This window comes from Marinobacter zhanjiangensis (assembly GCF_014651935.1).
Classification (GTDB): domain Bacteria; phylum Pseudomonadota; class Gammaproteobacteria; order Pseudomonadales; family Oleiphilaceae; genus Marinobacter; species Marinobacter zhanjiangensis.
The window spans coordinates 85,519-109,070 of record NZ_BMXV01000003.1 but is presented as its reverse complement, the minus strand read 5'-3'; the positions used below and the strand labels follow the sequence as shown (position 1 = coordinate 109,070).

At 60.8% G+C, this 23,552-nt stretch carries 23 protein-coding genes and 1 tRNA gene; 5 read left to right on the top strand and 19 right to left on the bottom strand.

Features of this window, described 5'->3' with window-relative positions; translation table 11 throughout:
* Positions 1–22: 22 nt before the first annotated feature.
* The 3 genes from ylqF (at position 23) to fnr (ending at position 3,273) form a co-directional block, all read left to right on the top strand.
* Positions 23–943 carry a ribosome biogenesis GTPase YlqF gene (ylqF, locus tag IE079_RS07155; protein WP_189574925.1) on the top strand — a complete coding sequence of 307 codons (921 nt, stop codon included), beginning with the start codon at positions 23–25 and terminating at the stop codon, positions 941–943.
* 171 nt (positions 944–1,114) lie between these two features.
* On the top strand, positions 1,115–2,326 hold the full coding sequence (gene fabB / locus IE079_RS07150; protein WP_189574922.1) for a beta-ketoacyl-ACP synthase I: 1,212 nt from the start codon (positions 1,115–1,117) through the stop codon (positions 2,324–2,326).
* A 200-nt stretch (positions 2,327–2,526) separates the two neighbouring features.
* Positions 2,527–3,273, top strand: coding sequence for a fumarate/nitrate reduction transcriptional regulator Fnr (gene fnr, locus IE079_RS07145; RefSeq protein ID WP_189574920.1), 747 nt, complete (start codon positions 2,527–2,529; stop codon positions 3,271–3,273).
* Here the strand turns inward: fnr and IE079_RS07140 are convergent.
* The 9 genes from IE079_RS07140 to rnr all read right to left on the bottom strand — a co-directional run bounded on the left by IE079_RS07140 (position 3,220) and on the right by rnr (position 12,366).
* Positions 3,220–4,119 carry a sugar nucleotide-binding protein gene (locus tag IE079_RS07140; protein WP_189574918.1) on the bottom strand — a complete coding sequence of 300 codons (900 nt, stop codon included), beginning with the start codon at positions 4,117–4,119 and terminating at the stop codon, positions 3,220–3,222. The genes fnr and IE079_RS07140 overlap by 54 nt on opposite strands.
* The gene (alr, locus tag IE079_RS07135) at positions 4,116–5,228 is read right to left on the bottom strand and encodes an alanine racemase (protein ID WP_189574916.1); all 1,113 of its coding nucleotides are present in this window, start codon (positions 5,226–5,228) and stop codon (positions 4,116–4,118) included. The genes IE079_RS07140 and alr overlap by 4 nt, the downstream gene beginning before the upstream one ends.
* On the bottom strand, positions 5,228–6,625 hold the full coding sequence (gene dnaB, locus IE079_RS07130; RefSeq protein ID WP_189574914.1) for a replicative DNA helicase: 1,398 nt from the start codon (positions 6,623–6,625) through the stop codon (positions 5,228–5,230). The genes alr and dnaB overlap by 1 nt, the downstream gene beginning before the upstream one ends.
* A 218-nt stretch (positions 6,626–6,843) precedes the next feature.
* Positions 6,844–7,290, bottom strand: coding sequence for a 50S ribosomal protein L9 (rplI, locus tag IE079_RS07125; RefSeq protein WP_189574912.1), 447 nt, complete (start codon positions 7,288–7,290; stop codon positions 6,844–6,846).
* A gap of 20 nt (positions 7,291–7,310) precedes the next feature.
* Positions 7,311–8,177, bottom strand: coding sequence for a YybS family protein (locus IE079_RS07120; protein ID WP_189574910.1), 867 nt, complete (start codon positions 8,175–8,177; stop codon positions 7,311–7,313).
* A 21-nt stretch (positions 8,178–8,198) separates the two neighbouring features.
* Positions 8,199–8,429 (bottom strand): 30S ribosomal protein S18, encoded by a 231-nt coding sequence (gene rpsR / locus IE079_RS07115; RefSeq protein WP_189574908.1) that lies wholly within the window; start codon positions 8,427–8,429, stop codon positions 8,199–8,201.
* A gap of 32 nt (positions 8,430–8,461) precedes the next feature.
* Positions 8,462–8,896, bottom strand: a complete 435-nt coding sequence (gene rpsF, locus IE079_RS07110) for a 30S ribosomal protein S6 (protein WP_189574907.1) — start codon at positions 8,894–8,896, stop codon at positions 8,462–8,464.
* 194 nt (positions 8,897–9,090) lie between these two features.
* A complete protein-coding gene (gene rlmB, locus IE079_RS07105; RefSeq protein WP_189574906.1) occupies positions 9,091–9,831 on the bottom strand; it encodes a 23S rRNA (guanosine(2251)-2'-O)-methyltransferase RlmB in 741 nt (246 codons plus the stop codon).
* Between the two features lie 18 nt (positions 9,832–9,849).
* On the bottom strand, positions 9,850–12,366 hold the full coding sequence (gene rnr, locus IE079_RS07100; RefSeq protein ID WP_189574905.1) for a ribonuclease R: 2,517 nt from the start codon (positions 12,364–12,366) through the stop codon (positions 9,850–9,852).
* 413 nt (positions 12,367–12,779) lie between these two features.
* On the opposite strand from rnr, the gene IE079_RS07095 reads away from it, so the two are divergent.
* Positions 12,780–12,866: transfer RNA gene (locus IE079_RS07095), tRNA-Leu, on the top strand.
* Between the two features lie 121 nt (positions 12,867–12,987).
* Here IE079_RS07095 and IE079_RS07090 read toward each other — a convergent pair.
* The 3 genes from IE079_RS07090 to mpl are packed head-to-tail and all read right to left on the bottom strand — an operon-like array spanning position 12,988 to position 15,893.
* Positions 12,988–13,884, bottom strand: a complete 897-nt coding sequence (locus IE079_RS07090) for a mechanosensitive ion channel domain-containing protein (RefSeq protein WP_189574904.1) — start codon at positions 13,882–13,884, stop codon at positions 12,988–12,990.
* Positions 13,877–14,503, bottom strand: a complete 627-nt coding sequence (locus IE079_RS07085; RefSeq protein ID WP_189574903.1) for a flavin prenyltransferase UbiX — start codon at positions 14,501–14,503, stop codon at positions 13,877–13,879. The genes IE079_RS07090 and IE079_RS07085 overlap by 8 nt, the downstream gene beginning before the upstream one ends.
* On the bottom strand, positions 14,493–15,893 hold the full coding sequence (gene mpl / locus IE079_RS07080) for a UDP-N-acetylmuramate:L-alanyl-gamma-D-glutamyl-meso-diaminopimelate ligase (RefSeq protein WP_189574902.1): 1,401 nt from the start codon (positions 15,891–15,893) through the stop codon (positions 14,493–14,495). The genes IE079_RS07085 and mpl overlap by 11 nt, the downstream gene beginning before the upstream one ends.
* Before the next feature lie 235 nt (positions 15,894–16,128).
* Between mpl and IE079_RS07075 the strand changes: the two genes are divergently transcribed.
* On the top strand, positions 16,129–17,391 hold the full coding sequence (locus IE079_RS07075; RefSeq protein WP_189574901.1) for a 6-phosphofructokinase: 1,263 nt from the start codon (positions 16,129–16,131) through the stop codon (positions 17,389–17,391).
* A 74-nt stretch (positions 17,392–17,465) separates the two neighbouring features.
* Here the strand turns inward: IE079_RS07075 and IE079_RS07070 are convergent, their stop codons facing one another.
* The 7 genes from IE079_RS07070 to mltB form a co-directional block, all read right to left on the bottom strand.
* Positions 17,466–17,714, bottom strand: a complete 249-nt coding sequence (locus IE079_RS07070) for a GrxA family glutaredoxin (protein ID WP_189574900.1) — start codon at positions 17,712–17,714, stop codon at positions 17,466–17,468.
* A gap of 133 nt (positions 17,715–17,847) precedes the next feature.
* On the bottom strand, positions 17,848–19,266 hold the full coding sequence (locus IE079_RS07065) for an ABC1 kinase family protein (protein WP_189574898.1): 1,419 nt from the start codon (positions 19,264–19,266) through the stop codon (positions 17,848–17,850).
* 105 nt (positions 19,267–19,371) lie between these two features.
* Positions 19,372–20,055, bottom strand: coding sequence for a lipoyl(octanoyl) transferase LipB (gene lipB, locus IE079_RS07060; RefSeq protein WP_189574896.1), 684 nt, complete (start codon positions 20,053–20,055; stop codon positions 19,372–19,374).
* Positions 20,055–20,324, bottom strand: coding sequence for an HP0495 family protein (locus tag IE079_RS07055; RefSeq protein WP_189574894.1), 270 nt, complete (start codon positions 20,322–20,324; stop codon positions 20,055–20,057). The genes lipB and IE079_RS07055 overlap by 1 nt, the downstream gene beginning before the upstream one ends.
* A 37-nt stretch (positions 20,325–20,361) precedes the next feature.
* On the bottom strand, positions 20,362–21,525 hold the full coding sequence (locus tag IE079_RS07050) for a D-alanyl-D-alanine carboxypeptidase family protein (RefSeq protein WP_189574892.1): 1,164 nt from the start codon (positions 21,523–21,525) through the stop codon (positions 20,362–20,364).
* Between the two features lie 66 nt (positions 21,526–21,591).
* Positions 21,592–22,506 (bottom strand): septal ring lytic transglycosylase RlpA family protein, encoded by a 915-nt coding sequence (locus tag IE079_RS07045; protein ID WP_189575608.1) that lies wholly within the window; start codon positions 22,504–22,506, stop codon positions 21,592–21,594.
* Positions 22,490–23,521: a lytic murein transglycosylase B gene (gene mltB, locus IE079_RS07040; protein WP_227712369.1), complete on the bottom strand. Its 1,032-nt coding sequence runs from the start codon at positions 23,519–23,521 to the stop codon at positions 22,490–22,492. The genes IE079_RS07045 and mltB overlap by 17 nt, the downstream gene beginning before the upstream one ends.
* Positions 23,522–23,552 lie beyond the last annotated feature (31 nt).

The window sequence follows — 23,552 nt, the reverse complement described above, 5'->3', positions numbered from 1 at the left end:
CCCACTCCAGGAGCTCACACCAATGGCCATCAACTGGTTTCCCGGCCACATGCACAAGGCCCGCAAGGAGATCAAGCAGGTCATGCCGCAGATGGACCTGATTATCGAGGTTCTGGACGCGCGCATCCCTTTCAGCAGCGAAAATCCGATGGTGCCGGCCCTGCGGGGTGACACTCCTGTCATCAAGGTGCTCAACAAGCGCGACCTGGCCGATCCGGACATCACCGCCCTTTGGCAGCAATGGCTGGAAAAGGAAAAGGGTATCCGGGCAGTCACCCTCAGTCACAACCAGCGCAGCGAAGCCCTGGCCATACTCGGGCTGGCCCAGCAGATGGTGCCAGCCAACATCCGCGAAACCCGGGCGCTGCGCATCATGATTCTGGGTATTCCCAACGTCGGCAAGTCCACCCTGATCAACACCCTGGCCGGGCGGTCAGTGGCGAAAACCGGCAACGAACCGGCGGTGACCCGTGCCCAGCAGGCCATCAAGCTGCCGGATAATATCCTGTTGTACGACACCCCCGGCTTTCTCTGGCCGAAACTGTCGCCCGAGGAATGCGGCTACCGCCTGGCGGTGACCGGCGCCATCCGGGCAGCGGTCATCGAGTACGAGGATGTGGCCCTGTTCGCAGCAGACTATCTGCTTCAGGCCTACCCTGAGCGCGTCTGTGAACGCTATGCCCTGGACGGGATCCCTGCCGACGGTCTTGCCCTGATGGATGCCATCGCCGAAAAGCGCCGCTTCTTCGCGCGGGGTGGAGTGCCCGATCTCCACAAGGTGTCGGAAGTGCTGCTCAACGAACTGCGGGCCGGCACCCTTGGCGCCATCTCCCTGGAAACGCCCACGATGGTGGAGTCTGAGCAGGCCCGGGAGGCCCTCCGCGCAGAACAGGAAGCCGCCGGCCAGGACGGGAAGAAAACCGCCCGGAAAAAGCGCAGGTAACCGACTACCGCCCAGGGAACGGTCGAACCTGACGAAGGTCAAATATCAATCGGCGTGTAAATTGCCTAAACTCTCCCAAATCAGATTTGTGAACAGAGGCAACCAGTGTGCCGGGAATGCATCAGGGCCGGCCGGTAATGACCGAGTCAGCCCCCTATCAAGGAGAACAGTATGAGACGGGTAGTGGTAACCGGCATGGGCATTGTGTCCTGCCTTGGCAACTCCACCGAGGACGTCACCGCCAGCCTGAAGCAGGGCAAATCCGGCATCCGCTTCAATGACACCTACAAGGAGCTGGGCTTCCGCAGCCAGATCTGCGGCGCGGTGGATGTCGACACCTCCGTTATCGACCGCAAGATGCGCCGTTTCATGGGCGAATCCGCCATGTACGCCTACCTGTCCCTGGAGCAGGCGATCGCCCAGTCCGGCCTGACGCCCGAAATGGTCTCCAACGACCGCACCGGACTGATTGCCGGGTCCGGCGGCGCCTCCTGCTCCAGTCAGGTGGAAGCCACCGATATCATGCGTGAAAAAGGCGTCAAACGTATCGGCGCGTTCATGGTGCCACGAATCATGACGTCCACGGTATCCGCCTGCCTGGCCACTGCCTACAGGATTCGGGGGGTCAACTACTCCATGTCCTCCGCCTGCGCCACCAGTGCTCACTGTATTGGCCACGCCATGGAGCAGATCCAGAACGGCAAGCAGGACATTGTCTTTGCCGGCGGCGGCGAGGAAGAGGACTGGAGCCTGACCATGCTGTTCGACGCCATGGGTGCCCTGTCCTTCAAGTACAACGACACGCCGGAAGCAGCCTCCCGCCCCTTTGACACGGGTCGTGACGGCTTCGTGATTGCCGGCGGCGGCGGCATGCTGGTGCTGGAGGAGCTGGAGCACGCCCGCAAGCGCGGTGCCACCATCATTGCCGAGCTTACCGGCTATGGTGCCACTTCCGACGGCTACGACATGGTTGCTCCCTCCGGCGAGGGCGCGGCCCGCTGCATGCAGCAGGCCATGGCCACCGTGGACGGCGATATCGACTATATCAACGCCCATGGCACCAGCACACCAGTGGGCGACGTGGCCGAGATGAAAGCGGTGCGCAATGTATTCGGTGAGAAGGTTCCGGCCATCTCGTCAACCAAGTCACTGACTGGCCATTCCCTGGGTGCTACCGGCGCGCAGGAGGCCATATACGCCCTGTTGATGATGCAGAACGGCTTTATCGCCGGCACCGCCAATCTGGAGAACCCGGACGAGGAAATCGCCGGCATGCCCGTAATAGGGCCGGATGCCCGTGAACAGAGCCTCAACACCGTAATGTCCAACAGCTTTGGTTTTGGGGGCACCAATGCCTCACTGGTGTTCAGCAGGGTACACTGAGCTGGCCGGCCCCGGGTTTATTTCCGGGGCGATACGGGTGCCTGCCCATTGGCAAATCCGCTCCCACGGTTTAATGTGTATTTTGATGTGAGTCAAATTACTCGTTGGCTGTTCGCAGATGCCTGTTCAGGCGCCGGCTTGTTAAAGCTTACGGCGCTTTCAGGCCAACAGTACCTTTCCATTGTCCAGCAGGATGCATCATGAATCAGTCCATCAATGTCCGCCAGATGCCCAATAGTGGTGCCAAGACCTCCTGTCAGTACTGCAGCCTGAGCAATCTGTGCCTGCCGCTGGCGCTGGACAACAGTGACATGAAAAAGCTGGACGACGTGGTTAACCGCGACCGGATTCTCAACCGGGGCGAGCAGATGTTCACCCAGAGCGCGCCCTTCCGCTCCTGCTTTGCCGTCAAGAGTGGTGCTATCAAGACCTCGGTGATTACCGAATCCGGCGAGGAACAGATTACCGGCTTCTTCATGCCCGGCGACCTGGTGGGGCTGGACAGCATGAGTGATGACACCCATGCTTCCACAGCGAAGGCACTGGAGCGCACCAGTGTGTGCGAAATACCGGTGGATCAGCTGGAGAACCTGGCCCACGTCATGCCGGATCTACAGCATCACATATTCCACTTGATGAGCCAGGAAATCCGCAACAGTCACCAGCTGTCGGTACTGTTGAGCAAGAACACGGCGGAAGAGCGTATTGCGGCTTTATTGTTGTCTCTGTCGAGCCGTTTTCACCGTCGCAAGCTGTCATCGACCCACTTCAGCCTGCCCATGGCCCGAAATGATATTGCCAACTTCCTGGGCCTGGCGGTGGAAACGGTCAGCCGGGTATTCACCCGGTTCCAGAATCAGGGCCTGATCCGCGCCCGCGGCCGTGACATCGAGCTAGTGAACATTGAGGCCCTTCAGATCATGGCCCTGGGCAACCCCCAGGCCTGACAGAGCCAGCTCCTCACGGAGAGCGGTGCGCCAGGGCATCTGCTTGACACCGAAGGTGTTACGTATCTTGGCACAGCCCAGAGTGGCGTTGTCCGGTTCGACGGCACTCCAGACTGGTTGCTTGTCCACCACGTGGACCGCCCTCTCATCGCCCTCGCCGTCCACCTCCGGCATGTCCGCAATTGCCAGCCCCAGCTCGTACTGGCTGATTTCCTCGGCACCGGCATACTGATAGGTTCCCCAGACTTCCGCGCCGCAGTCCAGCTGCATGAGAATGGCGCTGAGTACCCGCGCCAGGTCGCTGGCTGCCACGGGCTGTCCACGATGCCGGCTGGACAGGCTCAGGGAACCATTCCCATCAACCGACTCGCAGACCTTGCGGATAAACCGCTGCAGGCCCCAGCCCGTGCGCAGCAGGATATGTCGCGGCAGCACCGTGCGCATCACCTGCTCACATTCCCACTGCCAGATACCAAGCTGGCCGATGGGGTTGCCGGGGTTGGACGACAGGTAGGCACTCTGCTTGCGGCCATCAAACACATAGGAGGTGGACAGCTGCACCTGAATCATGCCCTTCGCAGCGGCATGTTCGGCCAGCGCCATGGGCAGCGAAAAAGCCTTGGTGCGCGCCTGTTCCGGGTCGTCCTCGGCGGCTTCGGGGTCGGTCAGCCACATGGCATTGACGATCACGTCGGTGCTATCCGGAACCCACTGCTCCACTCCGGAAAGATCCAGGTGCGACAGGTCGCTGATCAGCAACGGCGTCACCTCGAGATGGGTACCCGCAAGCCGCTTCAGCAGCAACCTCCCCAGCACCCCGTTGTCATGTACCACCAGAATATTCACGAAACCGTTCCCGTCATCAGGCCGCTTGTCTCTTCGTCGTTCACTTCAACCCGGGGTACCCGGTGCGTCACCCCGGTGAGCAATTCATAACTGATCGTACCCGCGCAGGCCGCCACCTCGTCAACCGGAATGGTTCGACCCCATAGCTCCACCGGATCACCCACGGCAGCATTTTCAACCCCGGTCAGATCCACCGCCAGCATATCCATGGAGACTCGGCCAATCAGTGGTGCCCGTGTTCCGCGAATTCCCACCGGCGTCCCGCTCCTGGCATGGCGGGGGTAGCCATCACCATACCCGATACAGACCATTCCCATCAGGGTGGGCCGGGCACAACGCCAGGCCTCGCCATATCCCACAGCTTCACCGGGGGCCAGTTGCCGGACGGCGATCAGGCGGGACTCCAGGGTCATGACAGCCCTCAGCCCCAGCTCTGGCCCATGATGCCCCAGCATGGGCGAGGAGCCGTAGAGCATGACGCCGGGGCGGGTCCAGTCGAACATGGATTGCCCGGGGCGAAAATGGGCCGCCGAGTTGGCCACGCTGCGCTCAATGGGCGCCAGTGACGCGGTGGCCTCGTCAAACACCAGGGTCTGCTCCTTGGTGCGCTGGCTGGTTTCGTCGTCGGCACAGGCAAAGTGAGTCATGGCACCGGTCACCGCAATACCGGCCTTTACCAGTCGCCGGCAAACCGCCCTCACCTCACCTGGCGCAAATCCCAGCCGGTTCATGCCGGAATTGACCTTGAGCCACACCTGCGGGCGTGCATTGCCGGATTCCAGCCACTCCAGCTGGTGCTTGTGATGAACTACCACCGTGAACCCCTCGGCCGCACACAACGGAAGATCCGAGGCCTGGTGGACGCCCTGCATCAGCAGCACCGGGTGGGTCAGCCCTGCCTGCCGGATCGCTACTGCCTCTTCCAGACAGGCCACGGCGTAATGTCCGGTGTCTTCCGACAGGGCCCGGGCCACGCGTTCGAGCCCATGGCCGTAGCCATCTGCCTTGACGACGGCCATGGCGCGCGCGGATCCGGCACGGTCCCCGGCGAGCCGGAAATTATGGCGGAGGTTATCCAGGTGTATGCGGGCAAGGGTCTGGCGAGGCATCAGTAGTCCCCGCCATAGTCGCCGTGAGCCAGATCCTCGAACTTGGTGTACTTGCCGATAAAGGCCAGGCGAACTGTCCCAATGGGGCCGTTACGCTGCTTGCCAATAATAATCTCGGCAATCCCCTTGTCCTGGGTATCTTCGTTATAGACCTCATCCCGGTAGACGAACATGATGACGTCAGCGTCCTGCTCGATGGCACCGGACTCACGCAGGTCGGAGTTCACCGGCCGCTTGTTGGGCCGCTGCTCCAGGCTCCGGTTAAGCTGCGACAACGCCATCACCGGGCAACTGAGTTCCTTGGCCAGGCCTTTCAGAGAGCGGGAAATTTCGGAGATTTCGGCAGTCCGGCCCTCGGTGTTGCCGGGCACCCTCATCAGCTGCAGGTAATCCACCATGATCAGGCCGAGTTTGCCATCGTTCTCGCGGGCCACACGGCGGGCCCGGGAACGCATTTCGGTGGGGCTCAGGCCCGGCGTATCGTCGATATAAAGGGGCTTGTCCTTGAGCAGACTGACCGCCGAGGTCAACCGGGGCCAGTCATCTTCCTCCAGCTTGCCGCTGCGCATTCGGGTCTGGTCGATACGGCCCAGGGAGGACAGCATACGCATGACAATGGCGTCCGCCGGCATCTCCATACTGAACACCAGGATGGGGCCGCCACTGGACAGCAGCGCGTTCTCCACCACGTTCATGGCAAACGTGGTCTTGCCCATGGAGGGTCGCCCCGCCACGATCAGCAGGTCCGAGGGCTGCATGCCCGACGTCCACTCGTCCAGGTCGCTGAAACCGGTGGTCAGGCCAGTGACCTTCTCGCCGGATTCAAACAATTCCTCGATACGGGTCAGGGCCTGGGTCAGGATCGGATTGATGGCTTTCGGGCCCGAGCCCTCCTTGGTGCGGGATTCAGCAATCCGGAACACATTGCGCTCGGCTTCATCCAGCAGATCGGAGCTGTTGCGCCCCTGGGGATTGAAGGCGGAATCAACAATGCCCCCGGACACCTCGATCAACTGCCGCAGAATGGATCGCTCGGCCACGATCTGGGCGTAGGCACGGATGTTGGCAGCGCTCGGCGTCTTCTCAGCCAGCTCCGCCAGATAGGACAGACCGCCGGCATCCTCGATATCACCGGCCCGCTCCAGGTACTCGGCCAGGGTCACCACATCCAGCGGCTCGCTTTCGGTGGCCAGGCGCTCGACGGCAGCGTAGATCAGCCGGTGATCCTGGCGATAGAAATCCGCTGCGGTGATGACCTCGGTCACTTCGTCAAAACGCCGGTTGTCCAGCATCAGGCCACCAAGCACGGCCTGCTCCGCTTCAACGGAATGGGGGGGAATCTTGACTCTGGACGTTTCCAGATCGGCGCTGGATGCCTTGAAACTGCTGCTGGCCATGAAAGCTCTCGGATACTGAAACACGGATAAAGGCCGCCCCGGACAACGCATCAGGGCGAGGTCCACGCCATGGAACGGAGGCCTGCGTACACCCGGGGCCTTTCTAGGATACCAGAAACACGCAGGCCCGGAAGCTGCCAAAGCAGCCCGGGCCCGTGAAAGTGAGAACCTGGCGGACAACGCCGTCAGGTTCTCAGAACGTAACGGTGTTCACCGTATCAGTCGGCAACAACAGCCAGCTGAATGGTGGCGGTTACGTCAGTGTGCAGCTGAAGCTCGATCTCGTACTCGCCAGTAACCCGGATCGGGCCTTCCGGCAGACGGACTTCGCTCTTCTCGACTTCGGTGCCAGCGGCCGTGATGGCGTCAGCAATATCGCGAACACCAATGGAGCCGAACAGCTTGCCCTCGTCACCAGCCTTGGAGCTGATGGTGAAGGACTGGCCTTCCAGCGCCTCTGCGCGGGACTGGGCAGCGGCCTGCTTGTCGGCAGCGGCCTTTTCCAGTTCTGCACGACGCTCTTCGAACGCCTTCAGGTTGTCCCTGGTCGCCGCAACAGCCTTGCCATAGGGCAGCAGGAAATTACGACCGTAACCGGACTTGACCTTGACCTTGTCACCCAGGGAACCCAGGTTTGCTACTTTCTCGAGCAGAATAACTTCCATCTCGTTAACCTCTTCGTGCTTTATTCAGCCGGTCCGGCAGGCCTGATTCGGCGCCGGATATCCAGCCAGCTATCCACAATTGCCAACAGCATCAACAACAAACTGATCGTAAAACCCTGAACCACAAGCAAGGCGTAGAACACCACCAGCCACAGGTTGCTGGCCTTCTTCAGGCCAACCACCCCATGTACCAGCGCGATACCCGCCACCAGCAGCGGCAGCCCGGCAACCCAGCCCAACAGCAGCGGGTTCACCCCGGCCATCGGTGCCACGATCAGCAGCAGCACGCACAGAGCGGCTACTCCCTTCGACAGGCGGAAACCGTGAAATTCACGGCCAAACCCGCCCGGATTGTAGAGTACTGCCTGCCAGTACCTGGCCAGCATCGTCACGGCGACAGCCATGCTCAGGTACGAGCCTGGCATCAGGCCTTCCACCATGCTGCGAATCGCCGGCCTGAACTCCTCACCGAGCTGTGCCGCCATGTCCGGATAGGCCCACTGGTAAATCCCCAGAAAAGCCTCCGTGACCGCAGCCAGCATGCCTGAGAAAAACAGCGGCAATGCCAGGCCGATGACCAACCCGAGGGAGGAACCTGCCAGCAGGCTCCGCTCCCAGGAAACGGTACCGCGAAGCACCGCTGCCATCGTGAATACCAGCAACAACACCGCAATCACTGACGGTTCGTTGCCAAACCAGGCCCAGCCGATCGCCGGTAGCAGCGCCCAGAGGCCGACATTCAGACCCTGAACGGGCCCAAGCCTGAGGACGACCAGACCAACAACCGCCGCGCCAATCCATGACAGGTAGGGAACCGCGGTTGCCAGGGCAGCGACGCCACCTGCTTGCAGGGGACCGCGCATTACATACTGAGCCAGTGCACGCATGGTCCCGGGTCCTGAACGATCTTAGTTGTCGTGGCTGTCCGTGTACGGCAGCAGGGCCAGGTAGCGAGCGCGCTTGATGGCGGTCGACAGCTGACGCTGATAACGGGCCTTGGTGCCGGTAATCCGGCTGGGCACGATCTTGCCGGTTTCGGTTACATAACCTTTCAGGGTGTCCAGATCCTTGTAATCGATCTCCTTGACACCCTCTGCCGTGAAGCGACAGAACTTACGACGTCTGAAAAAACGAGCCATTGATTAACTCCTCAACTCCGGATGGGGGGCAATTACTCTTCTTCGTCCTGGGATGACTTCTCCTGACGCTCCTCACGACGCTCACTGCTTTCGGTGTTCTCAGTGTTGCGACGCGGAGGACGGTCGTCGGAGCGACGATCTTCCCGGGACTCAGATGCTTTCATCGGAGACATGTCAGTATCCGGACCATCACGACGGATTACCAGTTCACGGATAATCGCATCGTTGAAACGGAAGTTGTGAGCCAGCTCGTCAAGGGCTGCCTGAGAACATTCAACGTTCATCAGGACATAGTGAGCCTTGTGGATCTTGTTGATCGGATAGGCCAGGTGACGGCGCCCCCAATCCTCAAGACGGTGAATCTGTCCGCCGTCATCAGTGATGAGACCGGTGTAACGCTCGATCATGGCGGGCACTTGCTCGCTCTGATCGGGATGCACCATGAATACGATTTCGTAGTGACGCATGTTTTCTCCCTACGGTTTGAACAGCCTCCGACAGGTGTATCAGCTCTGAGGGAAGCAAGGAGTCGGCAGCCAGGCTGCCGGTTTCGGGGTTATTACGCGAACCCGGCACAACGGCCGGATTTCAGACAATAGAACCCCGCCCCTTTAAAAAGGGGTGCGGCATTCTATGCCCTCGCGGAGCGGGTTGCAAGTGATCAGGCACCCTGTCGTTGCCGGACGGCCTCATACAGACAGACCCCGGTGGCCACGGACACATTCAGGCTATCGACCAGGCCCTGCATGGGGATCTTGATAAGGTGATCGCAATGCTCCCGGGTCAGGCGGCGCATGCCCTTGCCTTCGGCACCCATAACCAGCCCGACCGGCCCCCTGAAGTCCGCCTGGTAGAGGGAAGCCTGCGCCTCACCAGCCGTGCCGATAAGCCATACCCCCTGATCCTGCAGAGTGCGCAAACAACGGGCCAGGTTGGTCACCCGGACAAAAGGCACCGTCTCGGCCGCACCGCAGGCCACCTTGCGGGCTGTGGGATTGAGGGAGGCCGACTTGTCCTTCGGGGCAATGACCGCAGCAACACCCGCAGCGTCCGCAGTGCGCATGCAGGCACCGAGGTTGTGGGGATCGGTCACGCCATCAAGAATCAGCAGCAATGGTGGCTCTGACCGGCCCGCCAACATCCGGTACAGATCGTCTTCCGACCACTCCCGGCTTTCGGACACCTGCGCCACAACACCCTGATGAGCACCCGCTACCCGCTTGTCCAGTTCCTTGCGATGAACAACCTGCCAGCGAACGCCCAGCTGGTCGAGCCCTTCGGTAATCTGTTGCACCCGCCGGTCCTGCCGGCCCTGCTGGATCCATACCTGCTGCAGGCGCTCCGGCTCTTTTTGCAGCACCGCATCAACGGCATGCCAGCCAAATACAAACTCTTCCGACACGTCGATCTTCCTTAAGGGTTAGCGGTTGGCGCCGGCTTTCTTGCGGCCGCCACCCCGGCGGGAACCGGACCTGCCACCACCGGATTTGCCATCACCGGATTTGCCATCACCGTCGGACTTGCCGGAGGCCTCCCGGGCGGCATCCGCCGCCAGCTGATCCTTGGCGGACGGCTTGCCGGAACGGGACCGCCCTTTTTTCGCTTTGCCGCCCTGGGATTTGCCCTCCCCTGACTTGCCTTGCGGTGCCTTGCCGCCGGGCTTGCCGGAAGACTTGCGCCCACCGGAACGCCGGGAAGGCTCACTCACCAGCTCCAGGTCGATCTTGCGGTCATCCAGGTCAACGCGAACCACCTGTACCCGCACTTCATCACCCATGTGATAGCTGACCGACGTGCGCTCGCCGACCAGGCGGTGCTTGGCGGCGTCGTGGTGGTAGTAGTCGCCGCTGAGGGTGGAAATATGGACCAGCCCTTCGATATAGATGCCCTCCAGCTGCACGAAAAAGCCAAAGGGTACGACCGCGGCGATCACACCATCGTAGATCTCGCCCACATGCTCTCGCAGGAACTCACACTTGAGCCAAGCCATCACGTCGCGGGTGGCATCATCCGCCCGGCGCTCGGTCATGGAGCAGTGCTCGCCCAGCTGCACCATGCGCGCATGGTCATAGGGGTAATGCGCCAATTCGGGATCCCGTTCCTCCGGCTCAGGCTGCACGGCATCGCTGGTTTCTTGCTGGCGATGGATCATGGACTTGATGCCACGATGCACAATCAGATCCGGGTAGCGGCGGATCGGCGAGGTGAAATGGGCGTAGCTGGTGAAGCCCAGACCAAAGTGCCCTCCACTCTCGTCCGGGCTGTAAACGGCCTGACTGAGTGACCGCAGCATCACCATCTGGATGACATTGGCATCGGGACGATCCTTGATGCTCGACAGCAGCGCCTGGTAGTCCGCAGACGTAGGCTTGTCGCCCCCACCCAGATCAAGGCCAAGCTCGCCCAGGAACAGGCGCACCGCCTGCAGCCGCTCCTCGGAAGGGCCGTCATGAACCCGATAGAGGGACGGTACCTTGTATTTCTTGAGGAACCTGGCAGTGGCCACGTTGGCGCACAACATGCACTCCTCGACGATCTTGTGGGCATCGTTACGCTGTACCGGTACGATTTCCTCGATCTTGCGATTGGCATCGAACACCACTTTGGTCTCGGTGGTTTCGAAGTCGATCGCACCCCGCTCGGTGCGGGCCTTGCGCATGATCTTGTACAGACCGTAGAGGTCGTGGATCTGGGGCAGAATATCGGAATACAGCTGACTCAGGCTGATGCCCATCTCCGTATCCGGATGCTCCAGCATCTTGCTGACCTTGGTATAGGTCAGGCGGGCATGACTGTGCATGACGCCCTGATAGAACTTGTAGCTGCTGATGCGCCCGGAGGCGCTGATGGTCATGTCCGCCACCATACACAAGCGGTCCACGCCCGGGTTCAGGGAGCACAGACCATTGGACAGCTTCTCCGGCAACATCGGCACCACGTGATCCGGAAAATAGACCGAGTTGCCACGATTGATGGCTTCCTCATCCAGCGGCGTGCCAGGGCGCACATAGTGAGACACATCGGCAATGGCCACCAGCAACCGATAGCCGCCCCGGGGCCGGGGCTCGCAATAGAGGGCGTCGTCAAAGTCCCTGGCCGTTTCATCATCGATGGTGACCAGCGGCAGGTGGCGAATGTCGACCCGGTGTTCCTTGTCCGCGGGTTTGACCTCGCCCGGAATGGCGGCCGCCTGGCGACCCACTTCCGGGGGCCAGGAATGGGGAATGTCGTAGGAACGTATCGCAACATCGATTTCCATGCCCGGCGCCATGTGCTCGCCCAGCACTTCGACCACCCGGCCGGTAGGCTTGGTGCGCTCCGTAGGATGACGCAGGATATCCACCACCACGTACTGGCCGTGAACGGCCTTGCCGCAATCTTCCTCGGCGATCATGATCTCATTGTTGATGCGGGGGTTCTCCGGCACCACAAACGAGATGCCGTCTTCCCGGAACAGACGACCAACGGTCTGCGTCGTGCGATGCTCAAGCACCTCCACGATCTTGCCTTCCCGGCGACCGCGATCATCCACGCTCTCGACCCGGGCCGCCACCCGGTCACCATGGAACACCTGGCGCATCTGGCGGGCGCTCAGGAACAGGTCGGAACCGCCATCGTCCGGCATCAGGAATCCGAAGCCATCCTTGTGGCCGGAGACCTTGCCGGTAACCAGGTCTGCCTCGTCAATGGGCAGATAACGCCCCTTGCGGTTGCAGATCATCTGGCCATCCCGGCACATGGCAATCAGCCGACGGCGCAGGGCCTCGATGCCCTCTTCGCTGGTCTGGCCGAGTTCCTCGCACAGGGTCTCATGGGTGGCCGGGGCGCCACGTTGGCGCAGATGGTCGAGTATGAACTCCCGACTCTGGATGGGGTTGTCGTATTTCTGTGCTTCGCGATCCGCATGGGGATCATGGGGTTCTTTTCCGGAAGCCATATTTCGCTGTATCCTCTGGTCAATGCCGACACATATTCGGCAACCAGAACCCGGACGCCCCATCTGATGTCCGGTTAATTCGGCAAGGTTCTGCAACCGTAATGGTCAGAACCCTGTCGAATTACCCGGACAGACGAGATAATGACAGGACGTCGGATCTGGCATGAATGTTCCGGGAGTATAACGCCCCGAGCCCTTCCCTACCTAACCATGACCCGAAATCGCTTTTAAGGGATCACCCCTATGGAGTCGGCACCCCCGAAATTTTACCCCTCGGGCACAAAAAATGTTTGACAGCCCCGAAACGAATTATTAAAGTACGCGCCATCGGTTGAGGGGCCTTCCCTTGGCCAGCAGCAACAAGCTTGAATTCGAACAGGAATTCAGTAGGATAGCTAAAGCTGTAGTCACCTGCCGAGGTGGTGAAATTGGTAGACACGCTAGCTTCAGGTGCTAGTGGGGGCAACCCCGTGGAGGTTCAAGTCCTCTCCTCGGCACCATTTCCTTCCCCAGGAAATGGCCTTTCAGAAATCCTCTCGCGCCAAAGCCAGATCCGGGCAACGATCAGGACGACCTGTCCAGGCCGCAATCCGCTTATCGGCAAGCAACTCCGCCCCGGCGTTACTCCATCGAATGGGTGACGGATTCGCCCGTCTTCCCGATACTCTTACCGGTCGGCAGAAAATCGTTGTTCCCGAACGCTTCCCACAGAATGCTCTGCTCAATCGCACTGCGCTGGCCTGGCCGGCAGGGAAAGCGCACCACCAGATGGATTTCTTCGGCAACCGGCACCTGTATACTGACCCGCGGATCCACCACCGGCACCTCCAGACCCCGTCGCTCGCCCAGGCGGCGCATGTACTTGCGGGCGGATTCCAGGTAGGGCTCACACTGGGCACGGGCAACCTGCAGTAACACCTGCTGCGCCAACTGCCAGTTATCTTCGCGCCTGAACGGTACGGTAAACACGTGCAGCACGTAGTCCGCGGCAAATGTTTCGTTGATCACCGGCTCTGACACGAACAGGGAGTTGGGAATCACCGTGGCGCGGCCGGTGCGCTGGTGACTCAGCTTCCCCGGCCCCACTTCCATAATAGTGGTGGCCAGCAGGTTCTGATCAATGACATCGCCACGAAAATCCTTTACCTGAATGCGATCGCCAATATCAAACGAACGGGCTCCGCCTTTCACCAGCGAGCCGATGAAGCACAGAATCAGCTCCTTGGTTGCCACCACAAAGGCCACGGCAATGGCGACAATGGACAGGGCCAGAGTGCGTAGCTCCTGGCCCCAGATAAGCACCAGCCCGAGCAGGAAAATCAGGATCAGGCCGTTGCGGGTCTGCACCAGCCATTTGCGGCGCAATTCCGTGGACTGGATGTTGGTCCGGATCAGCCTCGACAGCACAGCACGGGCAAGCAGCGTAATCAGCAGCAACGCCAACGTGGTAACCAGAAGACGCAGCGATGGCATGGACACATTGACCTGCTGAATGGCCGCCGAGAACTGCTCAAGCATCCGCGCGCCCCTCACCCCAGCGGGGCACAAGATCCTGGGGCAGGCCCAGATGGTCCAGCAACCGGGCGACAATGAAGTCCACCAGGTCGTCCACCGACTCAGGGCGGTGATAAAAACCGGGACTGGCGGGCATGATGACGGCGCCCATGCGGGTCAGCCTGAGCATGTTTTCCAGGTGTACCTCCGAATAGGGCGCTTCCCGGGGCACCAGGATCAGTTGACGACGCTCTTTCAGCGCTACGTCGCCAGCCCGCTCGATCAGGTTATCACTGGCGCCGGTGGCCAGGGCCGACAAGGTGCCGGTACTGCAAGGGCAGATTACCAGGGGCGACTGCTCGCCGGAACCAGACGCCGGCGGGGCGAACCAGTCCTCATGCCCGAATACTCTCAACTGGCCATCTGTTGCGCCGGTATAAGTCTGGAGAGCAGCCAGTGACCCGCTGGTAGAGCCCGGCAGCCGGACGTCGGTTTCAGTCGCCAGTACCACCCGGGCGGCCTTGCTGACCATGACGTTAACCCGGCAGCCCCTGGCCACCAGACACTGCAGTAAGCGCAACCCGTACTGGGCGCCGGAAGCCCCGGTCAGGGCGAGATTGATCGTACGAGCCTCAGTCGCCATTGGCGGCTTTCTCCTCCAGCCCGGCAATCAGGCGCTGGTGAATTCCACCGAAACCGCCGTTGCTCATGACCACCACGTGGCAGGGGCCGGACACCTCTGCCAGCACCCGCCGCACCAGACCGTCTATGGTGTCGTCACTCTGATGGCGGTCAGGGTCACCGCCGCTGTCGTGGTATTCCGCCATCAGCGACGTCAGCCACCGGGACTTGCCCATATTCGCCCAGATCACCCGGTCGGCCAGGTCCGCGCTGGCCAGCAGCCGTTCCCGGTGCACGCCCTGCTGCATGGTATTGGAGCGGGGCTCGACCAGGGCGATGATCCGCTCGTCGCCCACCTGATGGCGCAGACCGTCCAGCGTAGTGGCAATGGCAGTGGGGTGATGGGCAAAATCGTCGTAGACCCTGACGCCGCTGATGTCCGCCAGCAACTCCATCCGTCGCTTGACCCCACCAAAGCGATTGAGGGCAGATACGGCATGGTCCGGGGTGACGCCCACATGGCGGGCCGCGGCGATAGCGGACAGGGCGTTGCGAACATTGTGCAGGCCGGTCATCTTCCAGTTCACGGTGGCGATCGGCTGCTCATGATGGATCAGCATGAAGCTCGAACCATCATCCGCCAGCAATTCTGCTCGCCAGTTCGGAGCAGCGGCCTCACTGCCGATAGCGGTAGTCTGCACCGGACTCCAGCAGCCCATTTCCAGAGCCTTGTCCAGATGACCGTCAATGGCGGGCCGGATGATCATACCCTTCGACGGTACCGTGCGCACCAGGTGATGGAACTGGCGCTCGATGGCTTCGACATCGTCGAAAATATCGGCGTGGTCGAATTCCAGGTTATTGAGGACACAGGTATGCGGGCGGTAGTGGACGAACTTGGAGCGCTTGTCGAAGAACGCGCTGTCGTATTCATCCGCTTCAATCACAAAGAAATCGCTGTTGCCCAGGCGGGCGGACACGGGGAAATCCTGCGGCACACCACCGACGAGGTAGCCTGCCTCAAAACCGCACTGCTCCAGGATCCACAACAGCATGGACGTGGTCGTGGTCTTGCCATGGGTACCAGCCAGCGCCAGCACCCAGCGATCCCTGAGCACCTCGCGGGACAGCCATTCGGGCCCGGACGTGTAGTCCAGGTTGCGGTTGAGCACCGCCTCCACCTCGGGGTTGCCCCGGGACATGGCGTTGCCGATCAGCACCAGATCCGGTGCCGGCTTGAGGTTCTCCGGCCGGTAGCCTTCCATCAGCTCGATACCCTGGGCTTCCAGCTGAGTACTCATGGGCGGGTAGACCCCATGGTCCGACCCGGTCACCTTGTGCCCCAGCTCTCTTGCCAGTACCGCCAGGCTACCCATGAAGGTACCGCAGATTCCCAGAATATGGATGTGCATAATGCGTCAGAAGCCCTCGGTCAATGCTGCCATAGCATGAAGTGTGGTCCACGCCTGCAGTATAGCGGTGGATGGAGGCCCACAAGAGTCCCGTATACGTCAGTTTCCGTCAAGCAGCCCGTCATGAAAACTGTGGCAGATTCACGTATCATTCGCCCCCATAAGCTGTCCGACGGGGACCCTCTCGTCACACATCCGAATCCAGTGTCCAACCAGCAGGAGGCTCTAGCCCAAGATGGCTATCAAGAACGCGTTCTACGCCCAGTCCGGTGGTGTTACCGCTGTCATCAATGCCAGTGCCTGCGGGGTGATCGAAACCGCCCGCAAGCATCCGGATCAGATCGGCAAGGTCTACGCCGGTCGCAATGGCATTATCGGGGCCCTCAGGGAAGAACTGATTGACACCACCGAGGAATCCGATGACGCCATCCGGGCGCTCATGCACACCCCGGGGGGAGCGTTCGGATCCTGCCGCTACAAGATGAAGAACCTGACCGAGAACCGCCGTGAGTACGAACGCCTGGTGGAAGTGTTCCGTGCCCATGACATCGGCTACTTCTTCTACAACGGCGGCGGCGACTCCCAGGATACGGCCTTCAAGGTATCCCAGATTTCCGAAAAGATGGGCTACCCCATCACCTGTATCGGGGTACCCAAGACTGTCGACAACGACCTGCCCTTCACCGACTGCTGCCCCGGGTTCGGCTCTGTGGCCAAGTATGTGGCCACCTCCACCATGGAGGCGAGCCTGGACATCAAGTCCATGTGCGAGTCCTCCACCAAGGTATTCATCCTCGAGGTCATGGGTCGTCATGCGGGCTGGATTGCCGCCTCGGGCGGAATGGCCGGCAAAGGTCGGGGCGAGCCACCTCACATTATCCTGTTCCCGGAAATTCCCTTCGACCGTGAAGCCTTCCTGGCGCGTGTGGAGCAATCCGTGAAGGACTGCGGTTACTGCGTGGTGGTGGCTTCCGAAGGTGCCCAGTACGAGGATGGCCGTTTTGTCGCCGATGCCGGCGGCAAGGATGCGTTCGGCCATACCCAGCTGGGTGGCGTAGCCCCCTCCCTGGCCAACATGGTCAAACAGGCCCTGGGCTACAAGTTCCACTGGGCCGTGGCCGACTACCTGCAGCGCTCAGCACGCCATATTGCATCCGCCGTTGACGTGGAGCATGCCTACACCGTGGGCCAGAAGGCCGTGGAAATGGCCCTGGCTGGCAAGCAGGCTGTGATGCCCATTATTGTGCGTGAGCAGTCCAGCCCCTACCGCTGGCATATTGGCGAAGCGCCGTTGAGCGACGTCGCCAACCAGGAAAAGAAAATGCCGATCCACTTCATCACCGATGACGGATTCGGCATTACCGAGGACTGCCGCGAGTATCTGCAGCCACTGATCGAAGGAGAAGCCTTCCCACCGTTCGAGAACGGCATCCCGAAGGTGGCTGAGCTGAAGCATGTAATGGCTGAAAAGAAGCTGAAAACACCGTTCGAAGTGTGAGTGCACCGGCCCCGTGAGCAGGTAGCCAACGGGGCCGGTTCAACGTGCCGGCAGCCTCACGGTTGCGGCATACCTCAGGCTTGCCCTGACCGGCTCACCACATACCGCGAGAACTCATCAAAACCGCCCACATACTCATTGCCAACGAGAATCTGGGGCACAGTTCGGACGGGATGACCGATCTTGTCAGCGACGTCCTCCTTGCTCAGGCCCAGGGCAGGCATGTCGACAAACTCGTGTTCGAAACCTTTCTGGTCACAGAGCTGACGGGCCATGGCGCAAAAGCCGCAACTCATGCGCCCGTAAATGGTTACCTTGTCCAAGAAAAACCTCCGATTCGTCTGTCATTGACTCATGTCGATCATGACATCCGCGTACCAATACGCACAGTTAATGGTTTGAATGACCGTTATAGGTATCTGTCATAACGCTCACCCCGGGTACTTTCCTGTGGGATCAGGACGACGATGGGTCCTGGCCTCTGTTGTACAGGTACTTGCGCAGCAAAGGCTCGCCATTGAACTCCGCCCGGAGCACGGCAATAAACGTGTAAACACCGATCAGCTTGCGATTGAGAAACACAAACTCCTTGGGGGGCACCTGGAAGTAACGGCTGATCGCGGACCGGGCCGCATCCCTGGCAACCCGGGATGGCAGGTCACTCTCCTTCCAGCGGTATTGTCCGTCGGCGTTAACGGCATATTCCGGCCAGTCGTAATCGGCTGGGGCCAGGGGTTCAAGTACGGACATGCAGACCCGGGCGAACTTGTCGAGCACGTCGTCCGGCCATTCCCGCTTCATGAAGTGAAGTTTCACACCACCATCGATCACCGCTTCAACATCCTGTTCGTAGGACGCCCGGATCATCTGTATAACGGGCCCCAGGAAGTCATCGCTATAGGCCTGAACCGCACCGAAATCCAGCAGTACGATCTGGTCATGCTCATAATCAGAGCCGGGCTCGCCGGCGATTCGAAGCCGGTAGTTGCCGAAGTTGGGGTCGGTCTGGATTTCCCCCCACTCGAACAACTCCTCAAAGAAAAGCTCCAGCGCGGCCCGGCCCAGCTCACTGCGACGCTCCACCGGCAGGGCCCGCACCGTCTCCGAACTGACCGAATGGCCGTGCTCGTAGGTCTGGGCGATGATATGGGCGGTGGAATACTCCCACAGCACCCGCGGCACCACAAAGCGCGGGTCATCCGCCAGCCGCTCACGGAACCGTTCGGTGGTGGTGGCCTCGAGGTTATAGTCCACTTCCCGGTGCATCATTTCACGGACTTCTTCCAGCCAGTCGCGGAACTCCGGCCCGAAGGAGACCAGCCGCGCCATCGCCAGCAACTGGGCCACCGCATCCAGATCACTGTCCACCGCCCGATCGACACCGGGATACTGGATCTTCAGTACCAGCTCGAGCCCGTCGGAACGGCGTTTAGCCCGATGCACCTGGCCTAGTGACGCTGCACCGATGGGTTCCGGGTCCACCTCCAGTTCATCCAGGCGCTCGGCTCCCAGCTCTTCCTTGAGTACCTTCTCCACCGCCTTCCATTCCAGCGATGAGGTCTGGTCTTCCAGAGTGTGCAGCGCTTCGGTGACCTCTTCCGGCAGAAAATGTTCACCGTACAGGGCCATCATCTGGCCGATCTTGACCACACTGCCCTTGAGCTGGCCCAGCTCCTCTACCAGGAATCTTGCCTGCTTCGACAGCATATCCTTGTGGCGCTGTTCACGCTTGTCCGCACTGGACAGCCAACTGGTGGCCATGTGGGAGGCCACCCTTGTGCCAGCGAACAGGCCCGCCCGGGTCATGCTCAGGCGGCGCTCGAAGCTGCCGGTGCGTATGCGGGAAACGGTTTTGCCTTTTCGGGATTCGGACATGGTCCACCTGACGGGTTGATATGACCAACCCTGTTCGACGACTTGAAGAGAGGCCCGGGCAGCAGTGCCACAATGCCCCGGCTTCCCGATCAAAGGATACCAGCCTCAGGAGGCCGGCTTGTGCCTGGTACCGGGCAACTCCCGTTCATGGTGCAGCCTGTGCGGCCCATAGCCGAGGGCATCGGCCAGAATATCGGCCAGGCGGGTGGCCAGCGAATCCAGGCCGGGCGACGGGCCGAAATCACTGACCTGGCACATCGGCAACCCCGAGAACCCACAGGGATTGATGCGGGTAAACGGCTCCATGTCCATGTCCACGTTTAGCGCCAGACCATGGAATGAACACCCGCGACGAACCCGTAACCCGAGCGAGGCAATTTTCGCGCCTTCCACATAGACGCCAGGCGCATCGGGCCGTGGCGCGGCGGTTATGCCCTGCTCCGCCAGCAGGGCTACCAGCGACTGTTCGATAATGTCCACCAGTTGGCGGACACCCAGCCCGGCCCGGGGCAGGTCAATCATCAGGTACACCACCAGTTGCCCGGGGCCGTGATAGGTCACCTGCCCGCCACGGTCCGCCTGGACCACCGGGATATCACCGGCGAACAGGATATGCTCGGCCTTGCCCGCCTGGCCCTGGGTGTATACCGGTGGATGCTGGACGCACCAGAGCTCATCCGCCACCGACCGGTCGCGCCCTGAGGTGAACGCCTTCATCGCGTTCCACACCGGTTCGTAGGGCCGCACTCTCAGGTCACGGACTACCAGCGGCAACCCGGCCTCTGCCATCAAAGCACCATATGGACCCGGCCACTGGCCTTGAGGTCCTCGAACAGCGCTTTGAGCTGCGGCTCTCCGGTGGCCACGATGGTCAGGCTCACGGAGGTGAAACGACCATTGCGGCTGGCGGTCACCGACACATGCTCGTCGCGGATGCCGGGGGCATGGTGCTCCACCACCGAGACCACGAAGTCCGTGAAGTCGGGGGCGGCGTTGCCAATCACCTTGATGACATAGTCACAGGGAAATTCGATTTTCGGGGCTTCGGGTTGCGACATCTGACGGCCCTTACTGTCTGCTGTCTGCTCGACCGGTTCAGTTGAACAGGTTGTGGAAGAAGAGTTTGACCGCGTCAACCAGGCGCTTGAAGAAGCCACCCTCCGGCACGGGTTCGATCGCCACCAACGGCCGCTCCGCCAGCACTTCGTCGTCGTAACTGATGGTCACGGTGCCCAGTTCGTCCCCGGTGGACACCGGGGCCTTGATGACCGTATCCACTTCCACTTCCGATTTCAGGGAATCACGGACACCGCGGGGAATGGTCAGCACCATGTCGGAAGCCAGCCCCAGGTTGAGCTGGTCCTTCTCGCCCCCCCATACCCGGCTTTCCAGCAGGCTCTCACCACTGTCAAACAAACGGGCGGTTTCGTAGTAACGGAAACCAAAGTTGAGCATTTTCTGGATTTCCCGGGCCCGCGCCTCGCTGCTGTCGGCGCCCATGACCACGGCGATCAGCCGGGTGTCGTCGCGCTTGGCGGAAGCTACCAGGCAGTAACCGGCCTCTTCGGTATGACCGGTTTTCAGGCCGTCCACGGAAGGGTCACGCCACAGCAGTGAATTACGGTTGGGCTGACGAATATTGTTGTAGGTGAAGTGTTTTTCGGCGTATAGCGGGTAGTTCTGCGGATGATCATTGATGATCGCAGCCGCCAACAGTGCCAGGTCATAGGCGGTGGAGTACTGGTTGTCCCGGGGCAGGCCGGTGGCGGTCTCGAAGCGGGTGTCGTTCATGCCCAGCAACCGGGCCTGCTGGTTCATCACATCGGCGAAAGCACCTTCCGAACCGGACACATGCTCGGCCAGAGCCACGGACGCATCATTACCGGACTGAATAATCACACCCTTGAGCAGGTCCTCGACACTGACCCGTGAGCCCTCCTGCACAAACATCCGCGAACCGCCGGTTTTCCAGGCATTGACGCTGATGGGCACCATCTCGTCCAGGCTCAGCCGGCCCTCATCCAGTTCCCGCTCAACGATGTAGGCAGTCATCATCTTGGTCAGGCTGGCCGGCGGTAGCCGCTCGTGGCTGTTGGATTCCATGATGATATGGCCACTGGCGGGATCCATCAGCACATAGGACGAGCCATTGATTTGTGGTGGTGCCGGAATCAGCACCTGTTGGGCCTGGGCCGCCAGCGGCAGCAGGGCCAACAGGAAAAGTGAGACAAGGAAACGACGAATAGCTAAAGCGGTCATGAGGTTGTTCACATCAGTTTTGATCAATGAATGAGCCTGCGGGGCCTGGACCCCGAAGACGGATAATCAGTGGCTGTCAGTCAGTACAATGGCCTGCGGAAAGCCTTCCGAGGCCAGCCGCTCCATGGCGCGCTCGGCGTCCAGGGCATCCCCGAACGGGCCAACCTGAACCCGATGGAACTCGCCAGAGGCCGTGGCGATCCGGCGCACCCGCACCGGCTGCCCGGTACGCTGCCTGACCGACTGTTCCAGTTGTCGTGCCGGTGCCACCCGGCTGAAAGAGCCCAGCTGCACGAACAGGGCATCACCAGAGGCGGCCTCCGTCCCGGAAGGCGCCGACTCTTCTCTCTCTTCTTTTGCGCCACCGCTACCAGATGGCCACGCCTGCCCGGCCAGTGTCATGCTGCCATCGGGGCGCACGGTAATGGCGGCCACTTCCACCCTTGCCGTGCCATTGCCCAGGAAATCCAGTTTCTTGGCAGCCGCCCATGACAAGTCTATCAGACGATCACCGTGGAAGGGGCCCCGGTCATTCACACGCACCAGCACTGAACGACCGTTGTCGAGGTTGGTGACGCGGGCATAACTGGGCAATGGCAGACTCTTGTGAGCAGCCGACATCTCGTACATGTCGTAAATTTCGCCATTGGACGTGCGATGGCCATGGAATTTCTTGCCATACCAACTGGCAGTGCCGGTTTCCACATAACCGTCAGCGCTGGCTCTCGCCATCACCTGATATTGCTTGCCCCAGACAGTGTAGGGCGACTTGTTGCCAGCCTTGCGGGGCTTTTCATAGCGCGGCACCGCGTTGACCACGGCACTGACGTCCACATCGTCAGCCGGGCCACGGTCCTGGGCCATGGCATAACGACCGGCATTGTCAGTACCGCCGGATTGGCCACTATCAGTAGCGCAGCCTGCTACCAGCACAACGGTCAGCAACAGCGCCGGCAGTCGCCAATCAGTCTGAAACGTCATCATCGGGTCCGGCTCCTGAATTCGCAGCGCCCGCCAGGCCCTGCTCCAGCTCTCCAGCCAATTCGTGTACCGCCATGGCATACAGATGACTGTGATTATATCGGGTGATCACGTAGAAATTATGGCACGTCAGCCACCACTGTGGCCCGTCTGCCCCTTCAACGCGGATGATTCTCGCCGGTTCATCGCCAGCAAGAGAGTCAGGCACATCCACACCGGCCGTGCGGTAGTCCGAGACCGTAAACCGGGGCTGGAGTTCCCGGGTAACCAGCCTGTCCGGCACCTGGATGTCATCGCCCAGACGCATTGCCACCGGACCTCCGGGGCGCCAGTGATGCTCGTGGAAATAGTTGGCGACGCTGCCAATGGCGTCCACGGGGTTGTCGAAGATGTCAGCCACGCCGTCACCGTCAAAGTCCACCGCATAATGACGATAACTGGACGATATAAACTGACCATAGCCCATGGCCCCGGCGTATGAGCCCCTCAGCTCTGCCGGATCGAAGCCCTGCTCGCGCACCATCAGAAAAAATTGTTCCAGTTCACTGCGGAAGAACCGGCTACGGGGCGGATAATCGAAGGCCAGGGTGGTCAGGGAATCCAGCACCCGGTGCGGCCCCAGGTAGCGGCCATACCAGGTTTCCACGCCGATAATGGCAGCGATGATCTCCCGTGGTATGCCGAATTCGGCTTCTGCCCGCTCAAAAGCCGCGCGATACTCCTGAAGGAAGGCCACACCCTGTTCTACCCGTCCAGGCTTGATGAAGATGGCGCGGTACTCATGCCACTCCAGGGTGCGCTCGGCGGGTGTGCTGATCAGTTCAATGATACGGGGCTGATGGCGTGCCTCCCCCAGCCACTGCCTTATCCTGTCAGCGTCAAAGGCATGTTTCCGGGCCATGTCGTCCACAAAGGCTTCGACCCCGGGGTGATCAGTGTAGTCATCCGCCGCTTTCAGGGAGGGCGAGATGGCGGCCAGAACCAGCAGAAAAGCCGGGAATTTCAGATGCTTCATTCGCGCTTCAGGGTCCATGATTTTGTGGGGA

Coding starts and splice junctions, on each gene's coding strand:
- fabB (WP_189574922.1), top strand. CDS start 1,115: ATGAGACGGGTAGTGGTAACCGGCATGGGCATTGTGTCCTGCCTTGGC.
- alr (WP_189574916.1), bottom strand. CDS start 5,228: ATGCCTCGCCAGACCCTTGCCCGCATACACCTGGATAACCTCCGCCAT.
- rpsR (WP_189574908.1), bottom strand. CDS start 8,429: ATGGCTCGTTTTTTCAGACGTCGTAAGTTCTGTCGCTTCACGGCAGAG.
- IE079_RS07085 (WP_189574903.1), bottom strand. CDS start 14,503: ATGGCGACTGAGGCTCGTACGATCAATCTCGCCCTGACCGGGGCTTCC.
- IE079_RS07055 (WP_189574894.1), bottom strand. CDS start 20,324: ATGTCGCAACCCGAAGCCCCGAAAATCGAATTTCCCTGTGACTATGTC.
- rnr (WP_189574905.1), bottom strand. CDS start 12,366: ATGGCTTCCGGAAAAGAACCCCATGATCCCCATGCGGATCGCGAAGCA.
- IE079_RS07075 (WP_189574901.1), top strand. CDS start 16,129: ATGGCTATCAAGAACGCGTTCTACGCCCAGTCCGGTGGTGTTACCGCT.
- IE079_RS07120 (WP_189574910.1), bottom strand. CDS start 8,177: ATGCGTGCACTGGCTCAGTATGTAATGCGCGGTCCCCTGCAAGCAGGT.
- IE079_RS07050 (WP_189574892.1), bottom strand. CDS start 21,525: ATGACCGCTTTAGCTATTCGTCGTTTCCTTGTCTCACTTTTCCTGTTG.
- dnaB (WP_189574914.1), bottom strand. CDS start 6,625: ATGGCCAGCAGCAGTTTCAAGGCATCCAGCGCCGATCTGGAAACGTCC.
- mltB (WP_227712369.1), bottom strand. CDS start 23,521: ATGAAGCATCTGAAATTCCCGGCTTTTCTGCTGGTTCTGGCCGCCATC.
- IE079_RS07065 (WP_189574898.1), bottom strand. CDS start 19,266: ATGTCCGAATCCCGAAAAGGCAAAACCGTTTCCCGCATACGCACCGGC.
- mpl (WP_189574902.1), bottom strand. CDS start 15,893: ATGCACATCCATATTCTGGGAATCTGCGGTACCTTCATGGGTAGCCTG.
- IE079_RS07045 (WP_189575608.1), bottom strand. CDS start 22,506: ATGACGTTTCAGACTGATTGGCGACTGCCGGCGCTGTTGCTGACCGTT.
- rpsF (WP_189574907.1), bottom strand. CDS start 8,896: ATGCGTCACTACGAAATCGTATTCATGGTGCATCCCGATCAGAGCGAG.
- lipB (WP_189574896.1), bottom strand. CDS start 20,055: ATGGCAGAGGCCGGGTTGCCGCTGGTAGTCCGTGACCTGAGAGTGCGG.
- rplI (WP_189574912.1), bottom strand. CDS start 7,290: ATGGAAGTTATTCTGCTCGAGAAAGTAGCAAACCTGGGTTCCCTGGGT.
- IE079_RS07090 (WP_189574904.1), bottom strand. CDS start 13,884: ATGCTTGAGCAGTTCTCGGCGGCCATTCAGCAGGTCAATGTGTCCATG.
- fnr (WP_189574920.1), top strand. CDS start 2,527: ATGAATCAGTCCATCAATGTCCGCCAGATGCCCAATAGTGGTGCCAAG.
- ylqF (WP_189574925.1), top strand. CDS start 23: ATGGCCATCAACTGGTTTCCCGGCCACATGCACAAGGCCCGCAAGGAG.